Consider the following 26,852-nt stretch of genomic DNA (forward strand, 5'->3'; position numbering starts at 1 on the left):
AATCCCTTTCAGGGATTAGTGGAAATTGAGACATACAGAGTACGGATTAATCCCAGAGTCTTCTTTCGAAGTTTCAATCCCTGAAAGGGATTAGTGGAAATTGAGACTATAAGTAAATCTTATAGTAATTGACAATGCAAAGTTTTGTTTCAATCCCTGAAAGGGATTAGTGGAAATTGAGACAATACCTCTATTTAAAAGGAGGCACAAAAATTCGAGAAGTTTCAATCCCTGAAAGGGATTAGTGGAAATTGAGACTTTCGGTAACCTTAGAAGAAAAAAGAGGAAAGGAATATGTTTCAATCCCTGAAAGGGATTAGTGGAAATTGAGACATCATTCAGAAAAGGAAAGAGATACAGCGGTATAATGTTTCAATCCCTGAAAGGGATTAGTGGAAATTGAGACCTTGCGAATGTCGAATCACACCCGCGTCTTTCATTCTAGTTTCAATCCCTGAAAGGGATTAGTGGAAATTGAGACAAACAGCGTTCGATAAAATCAATGATTTTGTCGCTAAAGTTTCAATCCCTGAAAGGGATTAGTGGAAATTGAGACAGCGCTTTGGATGGAGATGCCGAAAATCTCAAAATCAGTTTCAATCCCTGAAAGGGATTAGTGGAAATTGAGACGGCAATTAGATTGATGCGCGATCGCGTTCTTTTCAGTTTCAATCCCTGAAAGGGATTAGTGGAAATTGAGACATTAGATAATCAGTTTCGGAATATTCCATTATCATCAAGTTTCAATCCCTGAAAGGGATTAGTGGAAATTGAGACTGGTTTGGGACAATTAACGAAGAAGAAAACTGGTGGGTTTCAATCCCTGAAAGGGATTAGTGGAAATTGAGACGTGGCGAACCGCTTTTAATTCCCCTATTCATCAGTTTCAATCCCTGAAAGGGATTAGTGGAAATTGAGACCTATGAAATGAAAGCACAGATTCCAGGGCAACTAATAGTTTCAATCCCTGAAAGGGATTAGTGGAAATTGAGACGCGGGTCAGCGCCACATACAACAAGTTCATCTCTTGTTGTTTCAATCCCTGAAAGGGATTAGTGGAAATTGAGACTTCCTTGACTTATTGCCCGCTCGAAAAGGCAATTTTAAGTTTCAATCCCTGAAAGGGATTAGTGGAAATTGAGACCGCGCTGTGGTTGGGGATGTTCCTTTCGGTTGTAAGCGTTTCAATCCCTGAAAGGGATTAGTGGAAATTGAGACGCGCCAGGAGAAACAGCAGCGGCCACGGCAGAGGAGTTTCAATCCCTGAAAGGGATTAGTGGAAATTGAGACGGCGAATTTATCTTGTCCAAAAAAGGAGCGATTTACAAGTTTCAATCCCTGAAAGGGATTAGTGGAAATTGAGACTCGGCAACGGCGATCGCACCTTTGGCGGCACCAACGGGTTTCAATCCCTGAAAGGGATTAGTGGAAATTGAGACTTACCGGGAGCGAGTTCTTCCCGACATTCACCCTAGTGTTTCAATCCCTGAAAGGGATTAGTGGAAATTGAGACTTTACTCCGCAATCCGTAGATTGCCCGGTCTGTGCTGGGTTTCAATCCCTGAAAGGGATTAGTGGAAATTGAGACGCGGCCCTTCAGGAAGAAGGGCTGGAGCTGGTAGAGTTTCAATCCCTGAAAGGGATTAGTGGAAATTGAGACAAAGCAAGGTGCTTTAAGTGCAGAAGAGGCCGCCGGTTTCAATCCCTGAAAGGGATTAGTGGAAATTGAGACTGATAAAAAATGGCCTAAAGAAGCTTTGGTTCTAGATGTTTCAATCCCTGAAAGGGATTAGTGGAAATTGAGACAGCGCCAGTTAAGGCGATATATAGCCCTCCTGAGAGAGTTTCAATCCCTGAAAGGGATTAGTGGAAATTGAGACCTTGTTCCTCTGTTTTGCTTCCGCCTAGTTGGGCTTGGTTTCAATCCCTGAAAGGGATTAGTGGAAATTGAGACAATGTAGAGAGCAAAAAAGAGTAGAATCGAATGTACGTTTCAATCCCTGAAAGGGATTAGTGGAAATTGAGACGCAAGTGGATTGTTTCGAGTGTGTTCCAATCCTAAAGTTTCAATCCCTGAAAGGGATTAGTGGAAATTGAGACACCTACCCGCGATCGCGCCTTTAGCCGGATCGCCTCCGTTTCAATCCCTGAAAGGGATTAGTGGAAATTGAGACTTGTCCTTCTCCGGAAGAGTGGGTTCAATACGAGTTTCAATCCCTGAAAGGGATTAGTGGAAATTGAGACGTGGGCGATCGGTCATTAACTCTGGATGAGTTAAGTTTCAATCCCTGAAAGGGATTAGTGGAAATTGAGACCAAAGACGACGATGTGTTGCAAGCGATTTTTTCGCACGTTTCAATCCCTGAAAGGGATTAGTGGAAATTGAGACTTTTTGGGTTGACTGTAGTTGGTTCGCAGTTGCCCGTTTCAATCCCTGAAAGGGATTAGTGGAAATTGAGACGACCGAGGTATCAGGTTGGCTTCATCTGGGAAGCGTTTCAATCCCTGAAAGGGATTAGTGGAAATTGAGACTGCTTCCAAATTGCACGCCCATCTTGCTCTGCAGTGTTTCAATCCCTGAAAGGGATTAGTGGAAATTGAGACTCGGATTCTGAAAGATTGATGATTTCCCGTTTCGTGTTTCAATCCCTGAAAGGGATTAGTGGAAATTGAGACACCTCTATTTTTCGTTTTGTTTCTCCGGAAATATTGAGTTTCAATCCCTGAAAGGGATTAGTGGAAATTGAGACCCGAGAAGTAGACTTAAGTCAAAAAGAATTGGCGAGTTTCAATCCCTGAAAGGGATTAGTGGAAATTGAGACGACACTGATTATCATGTATTTACTCATTTAAGTTGCCGTTTCAATCCCTGAAAGGGATTAGTGGAAATTGAGACAGGAAGCCCAGCAAATTGCGTTGGAAATCTCGAATTCCGTTTCAATCCCTGAAAGGGATTAGTGGAAATTGAGACTGCTGAACAATCGAGTGAATCCATTCCACTCGGCAGAGTTTCAATCCCTGAAAGGGATTAGTGGAAATTGAGACATGTTTGATGGCATGGTCTAAATTATAAAATTCTTGGTTTCAATCCCTGAAAGGGATTAGTGGAAATTGAGACATTTATTCTTGCTAAAGATGGAGGAGCGATTTACAAGTTTCAATCCCTGAAAGGGATTAGTGGAAATTGAGACAGGATATTGCTTTAAATATTCAGGAGTGGGGAACCCGTTTCAATCCCTGAAAGGGATTAGTGGAAATTGAGACAGCAACACAAAAAAGCTCCGCGATTAGCGCCCTCCAGTTTCAATCCCTGAAAGGGATTAGTGGAAATTGAGACCGGATCGATTTGTCGGTTTCCAGCTTGGATGATGTGTTTCAATCCCTGAAAGGGATTAGTGGAAATTGAGACACCGGCGCGAGTCACGGTGATAGTGTCCCCGTCGCTGTTTCAATCCCTGAAAGGGATTAGTGGAAATTGAGACTATAGCGAAGAAGCGATCGCGATCGCAGAGGATTGTTTCAATCCCTGAAAGGGATTAGTGGAAATTGAGACCCTATGGCTGGGGATGTTCATTTCTGTGGTTTCCGTTTCAATCCCTGAAAGGGATTAGTGGAAATTGAGACTTCCTTTGCCATGCGCGATAATCTCGAAATTGCCATTGTTTCAATCCCTGAAAGGGATTAGTGGAAATTGAGACCACGTGACCATGCGATCGCATCATGCGATCGTGCGGTGTTTCAATCCCTGAAAGGGATTAGTGGAAATTGAGACCACAACCCAGCCGGGCAAGGGTTACCGGGGAACGAGTTTCAATCCCTGAAAGGGATTAGTGGAAATTGAGACGACCCGGCGGGAATCCAGATTTAAAGAAATATAGGCTGTTTCAATCCCTGAAAGGGATTAGTGGAAATTGAGACCACCCGAATCGACAAGGCGGATCGACCGAATCACCAGAGTTTCAATCCCTGAAAGGGATTAGTGGAAATTGAGACTAATCTGACTTACCATCCGATTGACCAGGCGATCGCGTTTCAATCCCTGAAAGGGATTAGTGGAAATTGAGACTTCGTCCCGCCAGCCCTCGCGCCTTTTCAATTGCGTGTTTCAATCCCTGAAAGGGATTAGTGGAAATTGAGACCGAAAAGGAGGCTAGGCCAATGATGGCAATCACAGTTTCAATCCCTGAAAGGGATTAGTGGAAATTGAGACCTTTTTTTAAGTTGGGTGAGCAACTTTTTTTGTTTTGTTTCAATCCCTGAAAGGGATTAGTGGAAATTGAGACTGTGAAGATGGATTGCTTCGTGCTGTCGGTCTCACCGTTTCAATCCCTGAAAGGGATTAGTGGAAATTGAGACAAGCAATCGAACTCAATACCATTGTTGAAAAACTTCGTTTCAATCCCTGAAAGGGATTAGTGGAAATTGAGACGCCAGATTGAGAAGAGATTCCCCCATCGTTCAGCGTTTCAATCCCTGAAAGGGATTAGTGGAAATTGAGACCTGAAAGTCTTGCGCCACAAGACTTTCAGAGGCCGAATGTGTTTCAATCCCTGAAAGGGATTAGTGGAAATTGAGACAAGCATTATCCTCGAAATGGATTGTCTTTAAAAATTAGTTTCAATCCCTGAAAGGGATTAGTGGAAATTGAGACTTCGCCAAATTGCTCGATGCTGATTCGAAAGTGGTTTCAATCCCTGAAAGGGATTAGTGGAAATTGAGACCTGCGGCCTCTCAGAGCTAAGGCTTAGAAGAATCCGGTTTCAATCCCTGAAAGGGATTAGTGGAAATTGAGACTCCGCAAGGCTCCTGATGTCGCCTCGATGGAAATCTCGTTTCAATCCCTGAAAGGGATTAGTGGAAATTGAGACAATTAGCGGGATTCCATCCACTTCTGGAAAATAGGTTTCAATCCCTGAAAGGGATTAGTGGAAATTGAGACCTTTGGGACCCCTGGTTGGAGGCGATCGCAATCTTAGTTTCAATCCCTGAAAGGGATTAGTGGAAATTGAGACAAACCAGCAGCGAAGGCCAACGAAGCCCACGAACCCGTTTCAATCCCTGAAAGGGATTAGTGGAAATTGAGACTAAGCAATTTCTCGCCACTCCCAGGGTGCTATTTGCGTTTCAATCCCTGAAAGGGATTAGTGGAAATTGAGACCGCTGCGGGGGGAGCCGGGGCGGGGGAGGCTGTGGCGGTTTCAATCCCTGAAAGGGATTAGTGGAAATTGAGACCTTGTGCGTCAAGCGGCAGAAATTGAGGATAAACTAGTTTCAATCCCTGAAAGGGATTAGTGGAAATTGAGACTTTCCCTGCGAGAAGAATCTGCGATTGCAATAAGTGGTTTCAATCCCTGAAAGGGATTAGTGGAAATTGAGACAAACGCGGGACTAAAACTTTTAATTTTTGGATTTGTAAGTTTCAATCCCTGAAAGGGATTAGTGGAAATTGAGACAATGTCGAAAGTCTCAATCGCGTGCGCCTTCCAAGTTTCAATCCCTGAAAGGGATTAGTGGAAATTGAGACGAATATGCCGGCACTCTTAACAAATCCCGATCACGTTTCAATCCCTGAAAGGGATTAGTGGAAATTGAGACGTACTTTATTTTTTGACTTGATGCTTGCCAAATTGGCGTTTCAATCCCTGAAAGGGATTAGTGGAAATTGAGACACGCCAGTGCAGCGCCAAAAATTGGCCAATCTATGTTTCAATCCCTGAAAGGGATTAGTGGAAATTGAGACCTTGCGGTGCTAATTCAGCAAGCTCAGATTCAGTAAGTTTCAATCCCTGAAAGGGATTAGTGGAAATTGAGACTATATCACATAAAGAAACCCGTCCTCAAAATGAGGTTTCAATCCCTGAAAGGGATTAGTGGAAATTGAGACTCTTTTTTAGATTCCGAACACGCGATTGCGCCCCAAAGTTTCAATCCCTGAAAGGGATTAGTGGAAATTGAGACCTTTTCTTATCCCAGGATGAACCGCTATAGCACCAGTTTCAATCCCTGAAAGGGATTAGTGGAAATTGAGACTGGATGGTTAATTCATTCGCTAAATTAATAGTTAAATTGTTTCAATCCCTGAAAGGGATTAGTGGAAATTGAGACGTCTTTCCGATGGAATTTCACTTCCCCCGCATCATCCGTTTCAATCCCTGAAAGGGATTAGTGGAAATTGAGACTATTGGTTTGAGCATGACGGTATAAACCGGTATGCGTTTCAATCCCTGAAAGGGATTAGTGGAAATTGAGACTTTGGAGGATGCAGCGGGTGGCGTAGTTCCGGAAATGGTTTCAATCCCTGAAAGGGATTAGTGGAAATTGAGACACTGGCAACGAGTGACCGAACCCGCATGGACGGACGAGTTTCAATCCCTGAAAGGGATTAGTGGAAATTGAGACATCGACCTTCTAGTTCTTCCTTGTCACCTTCGAAATAGTTTCAATCCCTGAAAGGGATTAGTGGAAATTGAGACCTTTGCGGTTGTTAACCCCAGGCGCGATATCTTCTTAGTTTCAATCCCTGAAAGGGATTAGTGGAAATTGAGACTATTCTGTAGTATTTTTGAAGTATCCAATGATTAGCGTTTCAATCCCTGAAAGGGATTAGTGGAAATTGAGACGCCGTCGCCGAACTTGCTGCGGCAAAGGGGGACGTTTCAATCCCTGAAAGGGATTAGTGGAAATTGAGACGTTTGGGGACTTAACAAGCTTTGGTGTGGAAAACGGAGTTTCAATCCCTGAAAGGGATTAGTGGAAATTGAGACCCAACTCTTCCCAATGCTTAAAAAGCGAAAACGCGTTTCAATCCCTGAAAGGGATTAGTGGAAATTGAGACTTTCACGTCATCCAAGCTAGAAACTGTCAAGTTGTTTCAATCCCTGAAAGGGATTAGTGGAAATTGAGACAGTACAATGGTTCCGACCAAGCGTGTATTCCTTTTCTCCGTTCCTGTTTCAATCCCTGAAAGGGATTAGTGGAAATTGAGACTGCAGGCAGTTGAAACCCTTACTGTATTTAATTTTCAAGGTACGTTTGCGGTAATCGATTCTTAAACTACCATTTCCCAGAACCACCTGTCAACCCCCTTCGTTGAAAATTACCTGAAACTCCCTCCCTGCAAGGGGTTGGGCAACTGCGGTAATCGGATAGAACGGCAAACCCGCCTGCAATCCAGAGAGGACAACGGTTTCGGACGATAAATTTACCCCAACCTGTCCCACAGCTACCCATTACCGGAAAAGCTAGGCAAAAAACACCGTCTTGTCCACAGGCTCCACCCCGCCGATGCGTTCTATTTTACCTTGGCAGCAGCGACACAGAACTTGAAACATCACGCTATCCTCCTCCGGTTTGATATGTTCCCGGAGGCGCGATCGCAGTTTCGCGTACTGAGTCTCGGTTAACTCGCACTGAAACACCGAATACTGCACCCATTGCCCATAAGACTTGAGAATCTTGTGAACCTTCGTTCGGCGCTTATCCTCCGGAATATCGTAAACCACCGTCACGTACATCGCATTTCCTCCTATTTTCCCATTCAACCAAACACTACTCAATCCCCCATCGCCCACTACTTCAGCACCAACGGCGGATAAGACTCGATTTCCCCCATCAAATACTTCCCCAACAGTCGCGCCTGAATTTCAAACGCCTCCTGATAGCTACACTTGCGACCCATCACCGGATGCTTGAACTGCGATTGCTTTTTCTGTTCGTACAACCGCAAAAAGGTTCGCAACCCATCCCGCGTCAACGACACCGCATTGCTTATCGGTTCCGTGACAAAATCCTCCACACTCAGCACTTTTTTATTCACTCCAGACAGCACCATTGCATCCACCACCAACGGACGAAACTCTTCCATCAAATCCAAAGCTAACGAAGGTCTCCCATAGCGTTCCACATGCAAATAACCCAGATAGGGGTCAAATCCCACAATATTCACTGCACTTTGAACGTCATGGCGCAGCAAAGAATAGCCAAAACTCAACAAAGAATTCACCGGATCCGTCGGGGGTCTGCGCCGTCGCCCCGCAAACTCAAACCCCTCCGCCCGAATCAACTCATTAAAGCAGCCAAAATAAGCCGCACTCCCCGCCCCTTCCAATCCGCGTAGGGAATCAATTTTCTCCGCTTTTGCCACCGAAGCAATTATCCCTTTTATCCCCTCAATTCCCGCCGTCACATTCAGTTGCGAATCATTCCGCTTCGCTTGTTGCAGCAAACTCCGATAATTCTTTAACTTTCCGCGCACGAAACCGCGCACCACATGCACCGCTTTTTCCGTTTCTCCCGCCGCTTGCCATTGCGCCTGACGCACGAAAATATTTTTCGTCACCTCCGGTTCCAACCGTCCTAAATAGCGCCCGGTATGGGTCAAAAAGCTCAAGGGAATGTGACGTTCCAGCAACTCCGTCACCACCCCAGGCGACACCGTTGCCCGTCCCAAAACCACCACGCCATCTACTTGAATCAATGGCACATCCAGCAACTTTTCCCGATTCGCCCGTACCTTTAATCGTTCGTCGGTTTTGCCAATAAAACAATCATCTTGTATCACATAAACCGTTCCCATAATTTCATCCTCCAAACTGTGAAAGTTTCACCAACAAGCATGAATCTGTCATTCCCGCACAAGTGGGAATTCAAAAAGCTATTTAATTCGCCTCTTTGTAGCGCTTCATTTTCTTTGTCGCCTGGGGCAAACAGTGGCGATAAAGACTGCATCCCCGACAGCGCGGCCCATAAATTGCCGGGGGCATTTCTCCCGTGTTTAGCAGGGTAGAAATTTCCTGAATGGTGGCGATCGCAGTTTGCCGCAAAGACTGGGAAAACTCCACCACCTGACGCCGCCGAGACTGCGCGTAATACACAAACCCTTGGGCGATCGCCTGTCCCATCATCTCCTCCAAACACAACCCTTGCGCGCACACCTGAAGCGCATCATTTTCCCATTCCCCGCGATTTCCCCGCTTATATTCCACCGGAAACACCTCCCCGGATTCCAACTCAATTAAATCCGCCTTGCCAATTAACCGATACCGTTCCGACTTCAACCAAATCCCCCGCACTTGCCAAACCTCCTCCCGATTTTCCTCCCCTACAGAATGCACCCGCCGATGTAAATCCGTCCCTTCAATCGTGTAATGATTCTGCCCAAATTCCCCCGCACAAAACATCCGCCACCACCGATGCGGACAATAGGCATACTGATTCAATGCCGCCAACGGAATATACTCCAAATTTTGCATTATTTTCCTCCAAATTATGATATAATTCTCAACAAAAATCCCCTTACACCACTCGTTCCTAGGCTCGGCCTAGGAACGCCCCGAGTGAGGCTCCGCCTCCTACAAAACCCGCAATCAATCAACCCGAATTCAACCGCCGAATCATCCCCATTCCCATCGGCGTTTTGCGCCCCGCCCCGCAGTACAATGCGAAATCCGCCAACACATTAATATCGCGAATCACCTCTGGCGGAACCTGACCCAAAATCGCATAACTCATCACCCCAACACAGCCAATAAACTTGCTGCGCTTATCGGCAACAATTTCCGAATGAATATTGACGTAACTGGGGAAAATACCCGACAACAAAGACTCAGATAGTGCAATATTGCTGTACTTATTCCAACGGTGCAGCAAACTATTAAAAAGCGACTCGCGAGTGGGCAAACAAGAATCGTATTTTCCCTGACGAAATGCCGTGGGGGTGCAAAAGGCAAACTCGATTTTTCGCTGCTCTGACGAAGCATTTTCGTACAACTGCGGGTAACTGGAAAAATTCGCCCAAGGCTGACTCGAATGTGGCGTGCCCAAAATCTTGGTAATCTGCAACTCAGCCGACCCCAATTTCCAGAGGCGATCGCGATTCAACGTCAGCCAAAGTTGCGTCAAATTGCCAAACAAAGAATCATCCAGCAGGGAAACCCGCCACCAACAGGAAGTTCCCGGCGGAATCGCTTTCTGATGGTTCCATTGCAACAAATGCCCCGAACTTCCCGAGGATTTACTCACCTGCAAGGGACTAATCGTAAACGCCTTTTCCGTTTTCTGTTCGTGCAAATTACTCGCCAATGTCGGGTTAACTGAATTGACGAGATTTAAAAACAAAGCATGCAGATGTCTTCCCTGCAAAAACTGCGGCGAAATCGCCGACTCCGGAACGAGGTTAATGACGAGACTATGTGGCATAATGGAGAAATAAGCTAATGGTTTGCAGGAACATTTGTCTATTTTTAATTTAACCTATGGTATTGGTTTAGTGGCCGTTATAACCGGGGTTTTGGATAGACTTTTTGGCAGAAAGCAACTTATTAGAGATATAAAACCGATTTCTTGTTCCCTTTCTCTAAAATTACACCGAGGCTCTCGAAAGTCAATGTAGGGGGAAGGTGGGCATTGCCCACCCTACTGCTTAGGAGGGTTGAGTTAAAGAGCCTGGATAAGTAAGGATCGCTGTGGTTTTCTCTCGTTTGTAAAGGAGTTTATCATCCAATCCAGAGGGCTTTAACTTGATAAAAACTCCAGGCAACTCTAGAAACCCTAAATCAGCCTGGTATTGATATTCTGGCTGTGCTTCTGGCATGAGCGCACCTTCATGGGTGGCGGATATTTTAATTAGGATAGTTTTGGCATAGGCATAACCGGGTCTTAAATCGCGCAATTCCCAGCAGGTATTTTCGCGATTGTAGTACCGTTCAAAAACATGAGTATTGGCGTATTGGTTCTCCTTATTTTGAATTAGGCGATCGAGGGGGACAGAAGCTTGAGGCATTTTGTGAATGTCATCGCCGTGGGTGCCATCATCGTAGACCAAAGTTGCCGAAGGCGTCCAACTGCGGGTCACGACTAATCCTTTTTCGTGGAGGGGTTTGTAGGTTAAATCTGCACCATAAACGTAGTCATGCAGCATCGAAAACAGTTCCACCACGCGATAGTCATCAACCCGGTGCGATCGCCGAATGAATTGAGCGATTTTATCGCCATCAAAGTGCGTCAGAGATTGAAGACAGTCCTGGTACTCTGCCCATCCATTTTCATCTAAGGTTTGGCCATAAAACGGAATGCGATCGCCCACAATTCTGCCGATAACCACCACCTTGGCATCAGCAATATTGCCCTTGCGATTGCACCGTCCCACTTGTTGAATTAAGTTTTCCGGAGGGCAAATTTCTGACATTAAAATTTCGCAGTTCAAATCGCACCCCACCTCAATCGCACTGGTGGTAATTAACCGATAGGGTTTTCCCGCTTCATCATGCTCTTTTAACCCTTCGTAAACTTGTTGTCGGACGCGAGAATCCAACCGTCCGTGATAGAGAAATAAAGGCTCCCTCGCTTCGCCTTTTAATTGTTGATAAATTGCCGCAGCATCTTTCACGGTTTGCACTACAGCAATCAATCGACAATTCGGTTTAGCCTGAACTTCTGCCATGATAGCTTCCCGGAAGTAGGTTTGAAAAGCTTCCGGTTCTCGGGGATTTCGCTCAATACTAGCCAGCCATTCAAAACCTCTTTGGGGTTTCTCGAAATGAGCCAGTTTTTTTCTTTCCGCAGCATATTCCGACTCCCCCATGTAGTCAAAAACTTGCAAGTATCGGGCAAATTCTTCCAGGTATTCTGGGGGCATAGTTGCAGTCATTAACACCAGCGATCGCCCCCCTGTATATAACGACTGAACCAAACTGCGGAAATTGGTAAAGGCAACCTCATCGTAACTATGCGCCTCGTCAAAGCAAATCAAGGTTTTTTCTTGGTGAATTCGCAAGGGAAAAATAAACGACTTTTGCTTATCTCCAAACGCAAAATAGCGATAGAGAAATTTATCCAAGGTGGTTAAAATGACATCACCTTTATAAAGATGTCGGCGAGGATTGATGCGCCGGGGAACTTCTTGACCCCCTTTATACACCCAGCGGTGCATTTGCGTACCCGTATCCACCACCAGAGAAAATTCTCGGCGCGGATGCAGTTGCGAAAAGCGCTTGAGATATTGTTCCACTCGTTGTTTGTGGTCTTCGAGCAAACTGCGGGCGGGAAGGGGCAAAATCAAGCGATAATTGCTCGCCAAAGCGGGAAATAAAACCGCTTCTAGTTTGCCCACGCCTGTGGGTGCTTTGAGTAAAATAGCGGGATTTGGCTGACGAGCGATCGCCTCATACATTTTATCCTGCATCGGATTGGGTTCAAAACTCGCCAACTGTTGATAGCAAGTCCGACAATCCCAGTGATTCCCATCATCTACTGAGTCTGGATAAGGTTTGACCGTCACCTTGACGATCGGTTGTTTCGCCCGGTTTTCGGGGTAAGACTCCCACCACGATTTGGCAATGTTATCCAGGGTTTTGCCCAAATCCTTCTTGTCTTTTTGGCATTGTTCTAACTTCGCTTTATCCTCCGGGGTGAGTTCCATCGACCACGAGTGAAAGGTCAACTGGATTGAAGGGTGAAAAAACGGCCAAGGATCGAGAAAATATTGGGTTGTATCCTGAGAATCTGCGGCGATCGTGTAATCCATAAATGCCCGCGATTCTGCTTGTTCCTCATCGCCGATCGCCCGACAAGCTAACTCTGCCTCAATTTGGTCGCACATTTCCAAAATATAGAGTTCCCGCGCATAAGCGAGAGGGTCTTTAGCGAGCTTTTCGGCATATGGCTGCTGTTTTTTCAGTCGATAGGCATCCCGAGTGATATCTGCAATAGAAAAATCGTGATGCCCGATCGCCAGTGTCTGTGCCCATTCATCTTTGCTTTCGGCTAAAAACCGATGCCCTTTAAACGAATATATATAGTGTTTAAACTCACCTCGCGCGTCGGTTTGCACTTTAATCTCAAATTGTTGGGGTTTTCCCATATCGTGAATTTTAGCCGCTTCTAAAACCCGCTGGCGTGAAGAATCAAAAGGAAAATTTTCCGCCTTCCACCATTTCACGAGCTGCATCACATTTTTCACGTGATTCCCCAGGGGTTGAAAGCGGACTTCCCGGGGAATCGGGTTATGAGGTTCGGGGAAAAAAAGCCGACCAAAATCATAAATGCGCGAGCGCTTTTTCTTAGGCATAAACTTCTCCATTCAATAGATTCACCAGGGAAACCGGGATATAGATTTCGCCGTTGGTGTAGTATTCCAACGTTGGTTCTGCCGCTTCCGGGGTAAAATAAGCAGCAACAAAAGGCACGAAACCGGAAATAGGCGTTGGGTTTAAATCTACAAAACCTTCCTCATCTGAAGTGGTGAAAGCAGTGGGTTCCCAGTGATAGCGATAGAGGTTGTAAATATCGCAGCCTCCCATAAATTCACCCCCCTGCATCACCGCCTCCATACTTTGCATCAGCGCTTCGATAGGTACAATGGCGGAAGGATAGGCGGTAACGGTTTGCCTGGTTAAAGCGATCGCCTCCTCGGAAATTTCCGTTACCACCCCATAGCCCTCTTTACCCAATTTGCAGCCGTATCCTTTCAAATTTTGAAAGGCTGCTAACCCTTCCCGAGATTCCGCCACCACATATCCCACTAACTCCTCGGCGATGAAATATTCCCAGGTATGAAGCTGAAAATTTGCCTTATTTCCCTCCACATAAAGCCGAGAAAAAAAATCGTGATTGAACTCGCGCATCCCCTTGCGATAGGTGCGATGCACTCCACTCCACTTGTGGGAAACGGGATAGGCACCCACGGGAATATATCGCGGCGGTAGCGCGTAAATTGGCGGATTATTTTTGTTAATCCTGGTTTCGGGTAGTTCTAAATTGCCACTCAGAATTCCCAACCGTCGCAAAAACCCGGAAAAGGTTGTGGGTGGCACAAAAGGATAAGTGGCAATGTTGAGAATTGACCCAGGCAGAATGCGAAAGGTCATCGCTGCTGTGGGTTGAATTTTGAACTCTAGGCAATACATAAATTATGCCTGTAAAACCTCGTCAACAAAGCGGCTAGCATACTCTTGCAGTTGTTCCAAAGCTGCATCTCCAATCCAGCGCTGGAAATGAGTGGATTGAATGTGGTTTGTGTTTTTTTCTGGGGTTCTGGCTAACCGGATAAACTCATCGATCGCCGCTTCCGGATTGGTTTCGGAAGGAGAAACAATCGGGCGTTTTCCTTTAGGAACCAGGTAGCGATCTAACACTAATAGAGGCATTTGCTTATGTTCTGCGATCGCAAGTCCTTTCGGATTTCCCGAACCAATGCGCGGTAGAGAATCCAAAAACCCATAAGCCACCGCAGCAAATTCTGAATCCGTCACGCTCAAACAATGATTAGACACCGGATAAAGAATCCCCGGTTGATTGTATTCCCGTTTAAAAGGTGTCGGGGTTTCTTCTTTTTGATTCACTAACCTTGCCGGGTGCATCGCTCGTTGCTTTTCTTGGGGTAAAATATCTTGTACGGCAACGCCACCGCCATGCGTCACTCGACCAATTAACGTTTTCTTCCCCGCAATTAAACCGCCATAAACCCTGCAAATCGGACAACCTGGCTCGGCGCAAGTATCGGGAATTCCACAATTTTTTTTATCCCCGAGTAATTTCCCACTACTCACCGGTGCCCAAATCAAGCAACGCCGTTCCACACCGCGCCGTTTGGTGGGTGAAATGTAGCATTTTTCTAATGATTTACCGTCTTTACTCGACAGTTTCACTGTCTCCACTAAGTTGACATTAACCTGCACTTCATGCCCAAAATAAAGCTCTTGCGAGCCTTCGAGAATGGCATAAATGTCAAAATGAACGCGGGGCTTATTTTTATCGGTTTCAGGAAGTCCAGTAGCCATTATTTTTTCTCCGTTGTAGACTTAAGTTTGCGAACCAATTCGGGAAAACGAGTGTAGAGATATAACTTGAGTTGATAGGTTAACTCTTTCCACTCTTTCTCTTGCGTATAGCAATTTTCAGCAAAATGAGTGTAAGCTTTCATCACATCATCCGCACAGAGCATCAACCAAGTTTGCTGTTGAGACTCATCGGTTTGTTCTCGATTTGAAATTCCCAATTCTTCTAGTAACCTGCTGGTTTGCTCGTAGATAAAGTAATTGTCCGAATTTCGATACAATCGCGCTCGCACTCTGGTTTTATTTTCATCGCCTAATGTGGCATAATAGCAAAATGCTACCGCGTCATCAACCTGTTCGATTATTTTACCGACCTCTCGTTCGACATCTTCTGGCTTCATCGAGTTTCTGGCTGTTCTTTCCAGAGATTGAACGAAAGCGTAAGTTAATCCGGTTAGCGCCGCTACATCTTTATAAAGAGTAGCCCGTTTCAAAAGTTGGTTGTTAGCACTCATAGAAAATCCTTGCACATCTTGTTGAATTTTGTTGGCATAAGTTTCGCGAGTCTTTTCCATTTCCCGACGCTGTTCTAGACTCGCGAATTTTGCCAGTTTGTATTCTGCCATAACGGGTAAATCCCGTTCCACATATCGTACTGCATCCGCCAATTGCATGTTGATTTCTTTGTCAGAAACCACAATCGATTGACTGTATGCCTCCATCAAGCCTTTGATAAAAATTAAATGCCGGCTCGCTAACCGGATCGGTTGACTCCCTTGGGTAATCAAGGAAAATTCCAAATCCGTCAGTACCTCCCTCGGGAAAATAGAGGCAACTTTTGCCAGCGCATACTGAACCTGACCCAATTTTTGTGCCGCTACTTCACCTTTAGCAGTGCGATCGGATGCCAGAACTAAATACCGACCCGCACTCAAATGCAGTTGTTTGTTCGTCAGCATTCTCATATAATCTTTCAGCTTTTGCTGTCTGGCGGCGAAATCTTTGCGCTTTTCGGTTTCAGGTGTTTTAAGCTGCAAAATAATACTTTCATCCGTCACCTTTAAGGGAGAAGCAAACGCTAACACCGCACAGGATGCACAGATATGAGGTCTGCCTTCACTGGATGCAGATTGGCGACGCTGGGAGGGTCGCTCGAACATAAATCGCAGCACTTGCCAGCGAGCGGTTTTTGGATCGATTTCTACCCCACAGGAATAGCAAAATTCTTTACTATCATCTCCCGGCGATCGCACTGCGCGCATGGCTGGTTTTTCACTCAGCAATGGAGTGGGTAACGAATCCATTTCCTCTGGTTTTATCTCCAGTAACCGATACATTTCAACAACACACTGGGTAAAAATATCCCCCCGGGTCGAGTTAATTTGATCCGTGGCAGTTTTGCTAAACGCTTTGGCTAATTCCTCGATTTTTTTGAATTTACCATAATTTTGTTCTCTATCTAATCGAAAAAAATCAAACGGATTTCCCTGCGATCGCTGAAACAAACTGCTCTTTTCCCGCACCCACTCACGACTGAACGCAATCTTAGCCGTCAGTTTCTCTTGCTGCTTCAGCAACTTTCGCTGCTGTGCTTTGCTCAATCCAGCCTGTGCCAGTTGACTTTGCACTGCATCAAGTTCCTGAAAAGCGGCTTGCTGTCCTTCGAGAAGTTTACCAAATCCTTTCTGAAAATACTCGCAATATTTTTTAGCTTCTTTATTTTGCATTGCCTCCTTTTTATCTAACTCGTTTTGAGAGGATTTGCTATCTTCTCCTTTCCCTTCCCTGTCTTTAATCTGTTTCTTGAGTCCATCTATCTGTTTCTGTCGCTCTTTTTGCCGTTTTTCCACATCTCGAATCACGGCGCGATACCAAGCGGCTAAAACTGTGGCTTGCTCCTGCGTTAAAATCGGCAGCTCCAAGGTGCTAAAACCGCGACCCGACAAGGTGATGCTATTCAGCACTTGAATAAAGGTCTGCACCAATCCTGGCAACTGGTTCTGGGTGTCGCCATAGGCGGAAAACGCCACATCGGTTAGAAATATTTGCCAAAGTTTGGTGATATCTAAACCCTGAGTTTTCCCGGGAATGAAAACCCAAAAGTGAAAGTCGCTTTCAGCGAGAATCGCAATTTTATGATGCTTCTGCAAATATTCCATAAATCGGTCGCTCGCACTGTCGATTGCCAATCTCGCCTGCAATTCTCCCGGTAATGGCGATTTAAACAACATTTCCAGGGTGCCGATCGCTTGCTCTCGATAATAAACTATATTCTCTTTCAACCGGAGTGGGTTCCCTGTCCTAGTTTCGTCATTTCCTTGGGCAACCTTTAACTGTCGAACTAAGTGTAAATTCCCCAAAGACCGCGCGATCGCCACTGCGTCTGAATCGTTCGCCAAGCTTGCCAGTTCAGAAGGAGCCAGGGATATTACCTCAGCCGCTAAGGCACTGATGACAATCTGCAAAACATCAGATTCCGACCCAGGAAACACCCTTTTTTCTTCTTCCTCATGGTTATCAAATAGAGAGAGTTGCTGCCAAGTCATGCCTATGCCTCCTCCCGGCTATTCACTACTATAATTTTGCAACATGGTTTCAAGCTGAGTTTTTAACCTGGGCAACTCTTGTGGGACGATCGCCCAAATAATCTCTGTGTCGATTCGGAAATCTTCGTGAACTAACAAGTTTCTAAAATCGCTCATATCGAGCCAAGGAACTTCTGGATGTCGGATGCAGATTGCCTCAGACATAGCTGCCGAAGCTTCACCCACAATCTGTAAGTGATACACAATCCAGGTTTGAATCAGTTCGTTTTCCTCAAACACCTGTTTGCCTCGACGGGGATATTTGTCAATTTTGGCGATCGGCTTCGCCCCGCGCTACGGAACCAAAAACCCTCACATTGCAAGCCCCATGTTGAGCCGCAATCCACAAGTTTTCTTCCCGCTTCTCCCGTAACCAGTCATCAAAACTCATCATCGATCTACTCAATTTTTTACGTCTGAGTTTATTGAATAAAAACCCAACGGCAAATCTCTGCTGATTCTTTAAGCTATCTTAGGCGGTGAGAGTGCCATAAAATTGCCCTCCCACCTTACATATCCGTCTCTAACGGTTATTGACGTCTCGATTCCCAATCAGCGAAAGATACAATCTCACCGTCATCGAAGATCGGTTCGTGCTTCCTTTGTGCAATTAAGCGCTCACGCCGTTTTATCTCCTGTTGCATTTTATAAATCTGTTCTTCGTCATTTGAGTTTTGGCGATAGATCTCTTCTCCTGAGTAACTCATTTTAAAGTCCTCCAATAGGTGTACAACCGGACAAGCTGTGCTAACCTATGAGGAGCGACTCTACATAGGCGAACTGGGCGTTTGTCCGGTTCGTCTACTAGACTAGCATATTTTTTTATTGTTAAGAGACTTATATGCATTACGTCAGTGACAAATGGCTTCTTTATGATGTATGATGAAAGAGCCTTGACCTCGAAATCCCTTTCAGGGCTTGAAATAAGAGGCTAATAAGGCAATACGACCTTTCTATAATCCCTTTCAGGGATCCCCAGCCAGAGCATCGCTCTGGCTTTTTTAGTCTTTGGGGCCAAGCCGGGACTGTGAATGCCCCTGGATGAGCCAATGCCCAGGTTGGGAGCTGGATCATCTCAATTCGGCTCCTAAATTCAGTACAATTATCATCATGCCACAGAAGTGGAAAAAATGCAATTACATTTAGGGCATGTCGAGAAAAAAGGACACGATTACACTGTCAATTCCCCCTGGCACGAAGGAGCGGCTGGAAGAAATCGCCGCCCGACTGAAGGTTCTATGGGGCGATCGCGGCAGTATCTCCGGCTTGCTAGCAGCGATCGCCGAGGGAAAATTTCAAGTCGGACAACCCATCACTCTGACCAGCGCTCAGGTTAAGGCACTCCAGCAAGCCATTCGTCTGCTGATCGATACCGGGAAGCCCGAGCAAGCCCAAATCGTCACCCGCTTGCTGCTAGAGCGGGGCAACCTAGAAGCGCCCTTGCGTCAAGCACTACAGCAACTCATCACTCAGCCCAGCGAGCCGTGGCGTCAGCAGGTGGAGGAATATATCGAGAACCAGCAACCTTTTCGCCTGTTCTACCGCAACGCGCAAGACGCGGAGTTGGAGTACACCGTCCGTTGTGCCAAAATCTCCTTTCACGAAAAGCGCTTTTATGTGGAAATCTGGTGCGACGAGACGGAAGACATGAAAAACACTGACTTTCCCGAACTCATCCACAATCGCTGTCTGCGCTTGGATCGGATTAAAAACATCGAACCTATCTCTGCAAAATGGCGCGATCGCTTAGACTTCCTCCAAGTGTACTTACACTTTTATCGCGGCATGGTCAAAGCCTACGAACCCAAGGACAACGACATCAGCAATGAAGTCATCGGCGAGGTGCGGCAAGTGGTGCGGCGCGTGTCCAATCCCTTCTGGCTGATTCGAGAAATCCTACCCTATGGAAAAAATTGCCAGGTGGTAGCTCCCCAAGCAATCCGCGATCGCGTCAAACAAGAAATTCATGCCATCTACCAAAACTACCAAAACCTCCACACCCCACCCCAACCCTAGAGCAGTACAATACAACATCGACTGAAACGCAAAGGAAAAACCCGCCTTGAACAAACTACTGCGCCTCTCCAGAATCATCGATCGCATCAACCAATGGATCGGACGCTTCATCGGGTGGCTCGTCCTGCTCATGGTCCTCGTCGGCGTCTGGAACGTCATCGGGCGTTACGTCGGGCGTGCTGTCGGTCAAAACCTGACCTCCAACGCCCTCATCGAAATCCAGTGGTACATCTTCGACCTAGTGTTCCTCCTGGGGGCCGCCTACGCCCTCAAGCATGACGAGCACGTGCGCGTCGATGTCTTGTACGCCAACTGGCCCGCCCAAAGAAAAGCCCTCATCGACTTCATCGGCACCCTCTTATTCCTCATTCCCTTCTGTATCCTCGTCATTTTCTTCTCCTGGAATACCATTGCGGCATCGTGGGCCATCCAAGAAATGTCCCCGGATCCGGGCGGTTTACCCCGCTACCCCATCAAAACCACCATTCTCATCAGCTTTGCCCTGCTGATACTCCAAGGCATTTCCGAAGCCATCAAAAAATTCGCCATTTTCCAAGGTTTGCTGCAACCCGAGGAGGAACCACATGAATCTGAGCTATGAATACGAGTGGCTAGGCCCGCTGATGTTTGCCGGTGCCTTAGTCTTCCTCTCCTTTGGCTACCCCGTCGCTTTCTCCCTCGGGGGGGTCGCAATGCTGTTTGGGTTAATCGGCTATGCCTTCGGCGTCTTCGACCCCGTATTGCTCAATGCTATGCCGTTGCGAATCTTCGGCATCATGGAAAACTACACCCTCCTAGCCATCCCCTACTTTATCTTTATGGGAGCCATGCTGGAAAAATCCGGCATCGCAGAAAATCTCCTGGAAACGATGGGCATCCTCTTCGGACGGTTGCGCGGCGGTTTAGCCCTCGCCGTCGTCGTCGTGGGGGCACTCCTCGCCGCTACTACTGGCGTCGTCGCCGCTACGGTAGTGGCAATGGGCCTGATTTCCCTGCCCATTATGTTGCGCTATGGGTATAACAAACAACTGGCAACTGGCGTCATCGCCGCATCGGGCACTCTCGGCCAAATTATCCCCCCTTCGGTGGTGCTGGTGGTTCTCGGAGACCAACTGGGTATCAATGTGGGGGAATTGTTTATCGGGTCGTTGTTGCCCGGATTGTTGATGTCCGGCGCTTTTGCCCTCCACGTGCTGATTGCGGCGTTTCTGCGCCCGGATATCGCCCCGCCATTACCCGCTGAAGTGCGCCAGATGACACCGAAAGCGTTGGGATTGCGGGTGCTGAAGGTCATGGTGCCCCCGATCGCCTTGATTTTACTCGTCCTCGGTAGCATCTTTTTTGGCATCGCAACCCCTACGGAAGCCGGTGCGGTGGGCGCTGTAGGCGCGATCGCTCTGGCGGGGGCAAACCGCGAACTCAACTGGACCTCTCTGAGCCGCGTCTGCGATGTCACCCTGCGAACCACCAGTATGGTGATGTTCATTCTCTTGGGTTCCACTGCCTTTAGTTTGGTGTTTCGCGGTTTGGATGGTGATGCCTTTATGTTCGACCTCCTCGCCAATCTCCCGGGGGGTCAACTGGGTTTTCTGCTCGTCAGTATGCTCACTGTGTTCGTCCTCGGCTTTTTTATCGACTTTTTCGAGATTGCTTTTATCGTTATCCCGTTGTTTGTCCCGGTGGCGCAGCAGTTGCAAATCGATTTGGTGTGGTTTGGCGTTATCTTGGGCGCAAACCTGCAAACCTCTTTTCTCACCCCGCCGTTTGGCTTTGCTCTGTTCTACCTGCGCGGCGTCGCCCCTCCCGAAGTAACCACGGGCGATATTTATCGCGGCGCAATTCCGTTTGTGTTGATTCAATTATTCATTCTGGTGGCGATTATTGCCTTTCCCGGAATTGTCAGTTTCTTGCCCTCTCTGGGACTTTAGAAGAAGCGGGGGATTGAAATCGCGCCTGGGCTTTTCTTGCCTTTGCATGACCAGGACTTCTCCTGTTTACAGCCAACTCCGAACATGATATCATCCCTGCCTCGACGCCTTTTTTACTCCTCTCCCGCCGCTTTCGGTTCTCGGGATGCGATCGCGATCGCTTTCTCGCTCACAGAATATCACCGTCTCCCTGTGCTCGCGATCGCACTGCTTTTTTCCTCCCTGAAAGACAGTATAAATAAAGAACCATTCCCCCACTCTCTTTCACAGGAATCCAACCATGAACGCAATTACTCTCGAAAAAACCACCAGCCGTCCGAGCGAGGTTCAATCCCGCCCCAATTCTGCCTCGTCGTGCATCGTAAACGATAGAGCGCAAAAAGGCAAGTTAGTAGCCAAATGGCTGCAGGATGAAAATTCCCACCTGTATTGTCGATGGGTGGTTGAATAAGTGGCGAGTCAACTCCACCTCTGCTGTCAGTGTCCTGCATGACTCGTTCCCAGCTTATCCTGGATCGGTGTCCTGCATGACTCGTTCCCAGCTTATCCTGGAAACGAGTCATAACTTAGTCCGCATCGGCGGATCCGCGAAAAGCTCGGGCGCGATTTCAATCCAGTGCTTTTTATCGGCTATTTAGTATATAGAAAGGCATTATCCCACAGGTAATCGATCGCGCTTTTCGCTTCATCCAGGGACAACACCTGACAAGCACCGCGATCGTCGAAACTCAGCAGGGGCACCTCTTCCCCGTCGGCGCTGATTTTGCCGCGAATTGCTTGCAAATTCTCCACCGGACCATTGATATCAAAGTCTATTTTTTTCTCGAAGGTCTCATCCATCCATGTCTCGATGCGATCGTCTAATTCTGACGGGGTTAAAGTCTCCCCACTGGTCAGCAGGTGATAGTACACCAAAATAATTTCCTTGCATTCTTCTTCTTCCGCCGCATCCACAAGCGCCTGAAAAACATTGGCATTACTGGCCAAATTTCTAAAAAACAACGTTTCGGTGACGTTTTTTTGAAATTTTATCTCTTTGTTTTTATAACTGGTGTACTGTTTGAAGGCAAACCCGCCCAAGGTAATCACCAAGGACAGCATCGCTACCAGTACGGGCATCACATTCCGCACTTGTTCTTCTTCTACTTCCAATTCTGACAACCCGGAGACTCCCCCGAGAACCACTAAAATCGCTCCTACAATCAGTAGCAATTGCGGCAAAATCCGCCCTAGCAGGGGAACCGCCGCCCCAATGGCGGGAATGCCAAACAACAGTCTGTCTTTCCAGGTCATGCTGGTTTTTACGTTGGGAAACAGAAACTCTAAATCGAATTTGGGAATATTTTTATAGTAATAAGCGTACATTTTCCCGGGGGTGAAATTCAGTTTTTCCAGTTTCGCTCCTTTGGATTTAAAGTAGTCGGCATTTTTGAATTTGAGCAATAACACCATCCGCTCGAAAACATCAATGGTTTGTTGCACGTTTCTGAACCATTTTTTGACGGAAATGATTTTATATATATCCCCGCGACAGTAGCAAACCATTTGGTCGAATTCGTCAAAATCAACGTGAGTTTTGAGTTCGATTAAGGATTTTTCCTCAAATGCCCGTTCTAAGTTCGCTTGGGATAAGGGTTTGTAATTGGCGCGTTCCAGAATCCGGTGAAAGGCCCTCACGACCTTGCTTTCCATTGCAGCAAGCTGGGGGGGACTCGGTTCGATTCTAAAGTCGGTATCGGCATCGGGGTTAAAGGGGGCATAGTTATCTTTCAGGGTTTCTAGGGACGCATGAAACTCAAAATGATAGTAGGCGCAGAGGATGGCGCAGAATTCTCGGAACTTGGGCACCTCTGCATGGGCCAGTTTGCCATCTTCAACGCACAGTTCGATCAGATCCGATCGCCGATAGGGAATAAATGCTTCGCGGTCTTCGTAAACTGCCATAATCCGGGGTTCTCTGGAGCTTTTTTGCTTGGAGTCGCTTGACAAGGTAGATAATTCTATCAGTTTACTGCGATTCTTTCAATCCGGCGCAGGCGTTTCGGGATTCTGGGACTTGCCGGGGGTGATTTTCTGCGATCGCCTCCACCCCTCCACCCCTCCTCGGCTCAATTGCCACAAAAAAAACACCCCACACTGGGGTGTCTGTTGCGAGAAAAAGCGTCGAGTCTCGCCTAAGTTTCTGTCGAGTTAGCTAAAGGAAACCCGACTCCGGTCATAAGAGGTGCGAAAACTGGGATGCACTTTTCCTTGAATGCGATTCCAATAGTCGGAAATATTCTCGTTCAGACCCACCTCTGCTGCTAAGCGGCTCAGCATCGATTGTTGCCGCTTTTTAATCGACCGACAGTGACCCATCATCAAGGAACGAGCTTTATCCTCTGAGGTGAACGCTGCAACAACCGCCGGGATTGGGGTTGCCGGAACTGCTGCGCGATCGGATGCGGGCGCGCTTGCGGGTTGGCTACCAGTTGTATAGGCAACACCGCGATACTTCAGTTCCAGGGTGGGCTGCTGTACCGGGTTTTTCTTCTGGTTGCAAAACCGCCAATCCAGACCCCGATACTTGCCGCCCAGTTCACCCTCGGTCATCTCTATTGTGGGAGGGGTATATTCGTAGGTAACTCCACGATATGTCAGTTCCATGCGCTTCGACTCCTAAAACATCGTTGGTTTGAGTGAGGCGCGTTCCTTCGGGATAACTCCCTACTTCCGTCTCTGCCGGAGAACTAACGATGTTGTAGTCTAAGAAGCCGGTAGAGATGAACGATTTCTGTTTCTGTATTCATTTTTACTGTTTTTTTCGGAAATGTCAACGGTGCGATCGCCTTTTAACAAAAATTTTATAATTGGCCGCGTCTGGCAGTTATTGCTGATTGTTTATTGGCTATTGTTAACCTGGGTTTCTCTTCACCCATCCCCTACACTCCGGATCCAGGGGGAAAATTTCCGGGAAAAGGTTGACAAATAGCAAAAAATGTGGTAAGAAAAAGCGCGTGACGTGGGTAATCCGGGAGTCACGCGCGATCGGCAACGAACAGCCGCTTAGTGAGCCGAACCGTTACCGTGATAGTTGTCCGAATCGTAGAATCCGTTTTTCGTGCCGAAGAACAGACAACACACGACAAACAGAATGCTTAACACGGGCAGAACTGCTTTAATATCCATAAACTCCCTCGCCAAACGCTTATGAGTGTAATTCCAGCCGATATTGTAGAACCTGGATGGCTGGCGCGTCCATCCACAGAAGTAGCACCGGATTTAATTGGATGCAGCTTAGTCCGGAAACTACCCTCAGGACAAACCTTGCGCGCGACGATTGTGGAAACCGAAGCCTATGGGCCAGGGGATCCGGCAAACCACGGGTTTCGCAGACGCACGCCGCGCAACGAGGCCATGTTTGAGGAACCGGGTACGATTTACGTTTACTTGATTTACGGAATGCACCACTGTTTGAACATTTCCACCGACAAAGCGGAAGTTCCGAGTGCGGTGCTGATTCGCGCCTTGCAACTGGAAGCGGTACCCCCGGGAATCGAGTCGCAACAGAAACTCCATCGGATAGCCGCAGGTCCGGGCAAACTGTGTCGGGCGTTTGGCATCGATTTAAGTTTGAATCGGGAGCAACTGGATCCGGGAGGGGCGCTGTGGATTGAACATCGCCACCGAGAATTTCAGCAGCAGTTACAAGCTAAAAGCGAGGGGTTAGTTCAAACCACCCGGATCGGGATTTCCGTGGGGACGGAGTTGCCCTGGCGGTGGTACCTGGCGTCTTCGCGCGCGGTATCAAAACCTTAAAATTTTTGTCAAGACCTGGGGGATGAGAATTCCTCCCCGGAAATCTTTAAAAAAACTTAAATTAAAATTTCTTCCCCTCGTTCGGTAAAGCGAACCCGGTTAATCTGCCATTCGGGATTGCTGGTTAAGGTTTTTTCCAGACTGCCGAACAGGGAAAACTTCTCGCAACTCGAAAGGGAGACGAACTGGCGCTCGGACTCGGGATCCAGGCGCAGGTCTACCGTGGCAACGCCGGTATTTTCATTCAGTTGGACGCGATAGCCGGCTAAATCAAACGCCACGGTGGTGCGTTCTTCTAAGACCTCGCCCACGGCGGCTTCGATTTGGCGATCGCTGGGCACCTCCACCGTTTGGGGAATTAGCTCTTGGCACTGAGCGTCTGCGGTGTAAATCGTCACCTGAACTGTATTGGCAGAGTGCGATTGCTCTGGAATGGGCGAGGCCGTGGGAGGCACAGGCTCAGTGGGCGTCTCGATACGGTCTTCCGTGGATGGCGTGCCACAGCTACTCAGACCGACGACAATGATGCCAACGATGAGCTTCGCTATATATTTTTTGAGGACGTAATTGGATGGGATAAATTGCATGGCTACTACTTGGACTCGTCGCCACATTATTTCTCTGGCTGATTTTGTTTCTACAGAATACGACATCGTGCTGCAAACTGCGGCTAGTTTTCGCGAAGTTCTCTCCCGGCGAATGAAAAAAGTGCCCACGTTGCAGGGGCAGGTGGTGGCGAATTTATTTTTTGAACCTTCTACCCGAACCCGCAGCAGCTTTGAACTTGCCGCGAAGCGCCTGTCAGCAGATACCCTGAATTTTTCCCCGGGCAGCTCTTCCCTGACGAAGGGAGAAACGATTTTGGATACGGCGAAGACCTATTTGGCAATGGGAACCGATTTGATGGTGATTCGCCACCGGGAAGCAGGGGTGCCTCAGGCGATCGCCACCGAAATGGAACGTCTTGGCGCACCCGTCAGGGTTCTCAATGCCGGTGACGGTCAACACGAGCATCCGTCGCAAGCGTTGCTCGATTTGTTTACGATCTGTTCTCTGCTCGACCCGCAACGTCCGCGCCTGGAGTTGTTAAATGGGAAAAAGATTGCCATTGTTGGGGATATTCTGCACTCGCGAGTGGCGCGATCGAATCTCTGGAGCTTCACCGCCGCTACCGGGGCGGAACTTCATCTGGCCGGTCCTCCCACTCTGCTGCCTCAGTTTTTTGCCGATGCGGGGGTCGGGAGAGCCGGCAAGCTGTTTTTGCATTGGACTGTGGAACCGGCTCTGGAAAATGCGGATTTTGTGATGACGTTGCGATTGCAAAAAGAGCGGATGACGGCGCATTTACTGCCGAGTTGGCGCGAGTATCATCAGCGCTATGGAATTACCCGCGATCGCCTGCAATTGTGTCAGCCCCATGTGAAGGTTTTACACCCCGGTCCGGTGAACCGAGGGGTGGAAATTAGCTCTGAATTGATGGACAACCCGCAATTTAGCTTGATTTCCCAGCAAGTCACCAGCGGTGTCGCGGTTCGCATGGCGCTGCTTTATCTCATGGGTGGCGGGAAGGTTTAATCCCCCTAGGGTGGGCTGTGCTGCCCACCCTCCGGGCTAAACGCAAAAAGCTTCCCGTCACAGTTCCATAACCCCACTGCCGCTCGTTGTGGGAATTGAGGTTGACAAGAAAAAAGTGCATCGGGTATAATGAGGCCGTGGCCGCAGGCAGGGCGCAAAAGCATTGCACAAATTGC

Annotated in this window: 20 protein-coding genes, 1 pseudogene, 1 CRISPR repeat array and 1 riboswitch; of the genes and pseudogenes, 6 read left to right on the forward strand and 15 right to left on the reverse strand. The window is 47.5% G+C overall.

The features are described from left to right. The first annotated feature begins 70 nt into the window (after positions 1–70). A CRISPR array of direct repeats spans positions 71–6,987; the repeat unit is 37 nt; unit sequence GTTTCAATCCCTGAAAGGGATTAGTGGAAATTGAGAC. A gap of 254 nt (positions 6,988–7,241) precedes the next feature. From cas2 to AC0QH1_RS11330, 11 genes and pseudogenes are all read right to left on the reverse strand, one after another. Beyond that, positions 7,242–7,514, reverse strand: a complete 273-nt coding sequence (gene cas2 / locus AC0QH1_RS11280; RefSeq protein WP_324631203.1) for a CRISPR-associated endonuclease Cas2 — start codon at positions 7,512–7,514, stop codon at positions 7,242–7,244. Positions 7,515–7,570: 56 nt separating this feature from the next. Further along, a complete protein-coding gene (gene cas1d / locus AC0QH1_RS11285) occupies positions 7,571–8,575 on the reverse strand; it encodes a type I-D CRISPR-associated endonuclease Cas1d (protein WP_324631204.1) in 1,005 nt (334 codons plus the stop codon). Positions 8,576–8,657: 82 nt separating this feature from the next. Further along, positions 8,658–9,251 (reverse strand): CRISPR-associated protein Cas4, encoded by a 594-nt coding sequence (gene cas4, locus AC0QH1_RS11290; RefSeq protein ID WP_324631205.1) that lies wholly within the window; start codon positions 9,249–9,251, stop codon positions 8,658–8,660. A gap of 118 nt (positions 9,252–9,369) precedes the next feature. Further along, positions 9,370–10,197 carry a CRISPR-associated endoribonuclease Cas6 gene (cas6, locus tag AC0QH1_RS11295; protein WP_324631206.1) on the reverse strand — a complete coding sequence of 276 codons (828 nt, stop codon included), beginning with the start codon at positions 10,195–10,197 and terminating at the stop codon, positions 9,370–9,372. 223 nt (positions 10,198–10,420) lie between these two features. Continuing rightward, positions 10,421–13,066, reverse strand: a complete 2,646-nt coding sequence (gene cas3, locus AC0QH1_RS11300) for a CRISPR-associated helicase Cas3' (RefSeq protein WP_324631208.1) — start codon at positions 13,064–13,066, stop codon at positions 10,421–10,423. Continuing rightward, the gene (locus AC0QH1_RS11305) at positions 13,059–13,865 is read right to left on the reverse strand and encodes a hypothetical protein (protein ID WP_324631209.1); all 807 of its coding nucleotides are present in this window, start codon (positions 13,863–13,865) and stop codon (positions 13,059–13,061) included. The genes cas3 and AC0QH1_RS11305 overlap by 8 nt, the downstream gene beginning before the upstream one ends. Positions 13,866–13,907: 42 nt before the next feature. Further along, complete coding sequence (locus tag AC0QH1_RS11310) at positions 13,908–14,777, reverse strand: hypothetical protein (RefSeq protein WP_324631210.1); 870 nt, start codon at positions 14,775–14,777, stop codon at positions 13,908–13,910. Continuing rightward, the gene (locus AC0QH1_RS11315; RefSeq protein WP_324631211.1) at positions 14,777–17,320 is read right to left on the reverse strand and encodes a hypothetical protein; all 2,544 of its coding nucleotides are present in this window, start codon (positions 17,318–17,320) and stop codon (positions 14,777–14,779) included. The genes AC0QH1_RS11310 and AC0QH1_RS11315 overlap by 1 nt, the downstream gene beginning before the upstream one ends. A gap of 18 nt (positions 17,321–17,338) precedes the next feature. Beyond that, a complete protein-coding gene (locus AC0QH1_RS11320; RefSeq protein ID WP_324631212.1) occupies positions 17,339–17,599 on the reverse strand; it encodes a HepT-like ribonuclease domain-containing protein in 261 nt (86 codons plus the stop codon). Between the two features lie 37 nt (positions 17,600–17,636). Further along, a pseudogene (locus tag AC0QH1_RS11325) lies at positions 17,637–17,750 on the reverse strand (nucleotidyltransferase); the annotation flags it as partial. Positions 17,751–17,889: 139 nt separating this feature from the next. Further along, complete coding sequence (locus AC0QH1_RS11330) at positions 17,890–18,066, reverse strand: hypothetical protein (protein WP_324631213.1); 177 nt, start codon at positions 18,064–18,066, stop codon at positions 17,890–17,892. A 442-nt stretch (positions 18,067–18,508) separates the two neighbouring features. Here AC0QH1_RS11330 and AC0QH1_RS11335 point away from each other — a divergent pair, with 442 nt between their 5' ends. From AC0QH1_RS11335 to AC0QH1_RS11350, 4 genes are all read left to right on the forward strand, one after another. Then, positions 18,509–19,375, forward strand: a complete 867-nt coding sequence (locus AC0QH1_RS11335; RefSeq protein ID WP_324631214.1) for a helix-turn-helix transcriptional regulator — start codon at positions 18,509–18,511, stop codon at positions 19,373–19,375. A 46-nt stretch (positions 19,376–19,421) separates the two neighbouring features. Then, positions 19,422–19,976 (forward strand): TRAP transporter small permease subunit, encoded by a 555-nt coding sequence (locus AC0QH1_RS11340; protein WP_324631215.1) that lies wholly within the window; start codon positions 19,422–19,424, stop codon positions 19,974–19,976. Further along, the gene (locus AC0QH1_RS11345; protein ID WP_324631216.1) at positions 19,960–21,303 is read left to right on the forward strand and encodes a TRAP transporter large permease; all 1,344 of its coding nucleotides are present in this window, start codon (positions 19,960–19,962) and stop codon (positions 21,301–21,303) included. The genes AC0QH1_RS11340 and AC0QH1_RS11345 overlap by 17 nt, the downstream gene beginning before the upstream one ends. A 280-nt stretch (positions 21,304–21,583) precedes the next feature. Then, complete coding sequence (locus AC0QH1_RS11350) at positions 21,584–21,754, forward strand: hypothetical protein (protein ID WP_324631218.1); 171 nt, start codon at positions 21,584–21,586, stop codon at positions 21,752–21,754. Between the two features lie 179 nt (positions 21,755–21,933). Here the strand turns inward: AC0QH1_RS11350 and AC0QH1_RS11355 are convergent, their stop codons facing one another. From AC0QH1_RS11355 to AC0QH1_RS11365, 3 genes are all read right to left on the reverse strand, one after another. Then, on the reverse strand, positions 21,934–23,247 hold the full coding sequence (locus AC0QH1_RS11355; RefSeq protein WP_324631219.1) for a TMEM143 family protein: 1,314 nt from the start codon (positions 23,245–23,247) through the stop codon (positions 21,934–21,936). Between the two features lie 246 nt (positions 23,248–23,493). Further along, entirely contained in the window at positions 23,494–23,949 is a 456-nt protein-coding gene (gene gifA, locus AC0QH1_RS11360) for a glutamine synthetase inactivation factor IF7A (protein ID WP_336654492.1), read from the reverse strand. Between the two features lie 36 nt (positions 23,950–23,985). Then, a riboswitch (Glutamine riboswitch) is annotated at positions 23,986–24,074 on the reverse strand. Between the two features lie 274 nt (positions 24,075–24,348). Continuing rightward, positions 24,349–24,471 (reverse strand): hypothetical protein, encoded by a 123-nt coding sequence (locus AC0QH1_RS11365; RefSeq protein WP_324631220.1) that lies wholly within the window; start codon positions 24,469–24,471, stop codon positions 24,349–24,351. Between the two features lie 21 nt (positions 24,472–24,492). Between AC0QH1_RS11365 and AC0QH1_RS11370 the strand changes: the two genes are divergently transcribed. Beyond that, positions 24,493–25,101, forward strand: coding sequence for a DNA-3-methyladenine glycosylase (locus AC0QH1_RS11370; RefSeq protein ID WP_324631221.1), 609 nt, complete (start codon positions 24,493–24,495; stop codon positions 25,099–25,101). Between the two features lie 56 nt (positions 25,102–25,157). On the opposite strand, the gene AC0QH1_RS11375 is transcribed toward AC0QH1_RS11370, so the two are convergent. Then, complete coding sequence (locus AC0QH1_RS11375; RefSeq protein WP_324631222.1) at positions 25,158–25,688, reverse strand: hypothetical protein; 531 nt, start codon at positions 25,686–25,688, stop codon at positions 25,158–25,160. Here AC0QH1_RS11375 and AC0QH1_RS11380 point away from each other — a divergent pair. Next, the gene (locus tag AC0QH1_RS11380) at positions 25,687–26,676 is read left to right on the forward strand and encodes an aspartate carbamoyltransferase catalytic subunit (protein WP_324631223.1); all 990 of its coding nucleotides are present in this window, start codon (positions 25,687–25,689) and stop codon (positions 26,674–26,676) included. The genes AC0QH1_RS11375 and AC0QH1_RS11380 overlap by 2 nt on opposite strands. Positions 26,677–26,852: the final 176 nt, after the last annotated feature.

The organism is Phormidium sp. CCY1219, assembly GCF_055795085.1.